At 29.2% G+C, this 1441-nt stretch carries 3 protein-coding genes; all 3 read right to left on the reverse strand.

Going from position 1 to position 1441, the window contains the following annotated elements:
• Positions 1 to 73: 73 nt before the first annotated feature.
• The gene (locus tag Q0370_RS06050; RefSeq protein WP_026745749.1) at positions 74 to 547 is read right to left on the reverse strand and encodes a hypothetical protein; all 474 of its coding nucleotides are present in this window, start codon (positions 545 to 547) and stop codon (positions 74 to 76) included.
• A 105-nt stretch (positions 548 to 652) separates the two neighbouring features.
• Entirely contained in the window at positions 653 to 1138 is a 486-nt protein-coding gene (locus Q0370_RS06055; RefSeq protein WP_299573423.1) for a B-box zinc finger protein, read from the reverse strand.
• Positions 1138 to 1441, reverse strand: a 304-nt coding sequence (locus tag Q0370_RS06060; RefSeq protein ID WP_299573426.1) for an amidohydrolase family protein, incomplete at its 5' end; no start/stop codon positions are given. The genes Q0370_RS06060 and Q0370_RS06055, both read right to left, overlap by 1 nt.

A 1441-nucleotide genomic window follows, 5' to 3' on the forward strand; every position in this document is an offset into this window, starting at 1 on the left:
TACGGTAAATAATGCCAGTAATATAAATAAAGTTATGATTTTTTTCATATTTAAAATTATTCCTTTCTGTTTTTTAATATGTTTGTACTGGTTTAAAAACTTTGAATTTTTGTAAATCGCAATCGCCTGCTATTTTTTCAAAAAAGATTAGAGTATTGTTTTCGTATATGTTAAATTCCATTATTGGATAAACGTATAAGTTGTAGTCTGTCTGGTTGCTGCAAAACCAAAATGTCCCTTTTTCAGGATCGGTAAAAAATATTCCAACTTCGCCTTTGTTATTCCAGTTAAAGATATTTTCCTTTGGAATGGGTAATTTATCTGTTCTTCTTTTCAACTCTCTCATTATTATTAAACCTTCAATTTCAAACCATCCTTTAAAAATGAAAAAAATAATAACAGAATAAATACCAACCATTATCATCAGTTCATTCATTGCTTTTCCAAAAAACATGCTAAGAATTAATGCCCTTATAACAAAAATAGCAATAAAGACATATTTTACTAAATAACATAGTTTTATGTAACTGTATTCGTTAGATTTCATATTAATCTCCTTCATTATTGATTTTTTGACATAAAAATATTAAAAGTTAAAATTTTTATGAAATACACGATAATATAGAGTACTATAAAAACTAAATTTTCGTGATTATCTTGCTTGATGACTCATTATTTGTTCAAGTAAAGCCTTATTTTCTTGAACAGTCTTTGATGTATTTAAATAATTAAAGATTGAAATTATTGCAAAAACTGGTCCAAGAATAAGGGCTATTCCTAATTTCATTAGCAATAGTTTTCCTAATCCTTCCATAGAAACTGGTACGTATGGACTCGGTGCATTTTTTGAAGCAAATAAGCCTATTGGAGCACTTCCAAACCATATAGCCAGAAGCAATGCCCCTTCAAAATTCTTCCCAACAAATGAGAAAAATACGACAGCTGCTATGATTCCACCTACAATGTAAACCATTTTTAATTTTGATAAATATTTTTCCTGATAGGCAATTAAATTACTAAAGCAGTCAGGACAGTACATTTCTCCTCTTATATCTACTGTACAGTCGGTACAGATCGCCTTGTTACAGTTTTTACATATAACATGGGCATCTTTATCATGATGATAAAAACATTTCATTATTTTTCCTCCTTTTGGTATACTTTTTGCCCATCTACCATAGTTAAAACTGTTTGACCATACACTTTTTCGCCTGTAAAAGGTGTATTTATTCCCTTAGATAAATAATCTTCCTCTTTTATGACATATTCTTTATTTAAATCAAAGATTGCTAAGTCTGCACTCTTTCCTGGTAATAATTCTCCGGCATCTTCCATTCCAAATTTTTCAGCAGGATTAATACTCATCCATTGTAATAATTGTTCCAGTGTGAAGATTCCTGTTTTGACAAATTTGGTATACAACATTGCAAATGCTGTTTCA

This window comes from uncultured Leptotrichia sp., from assembly GCF_938036635.1.
GTDB lineage: Bacteria > Fusobacteriota > Fusobacteriia > Fusobacteriales > Leptotrichiaceae > Leptotrichia > Leptotrichia hongkongensis.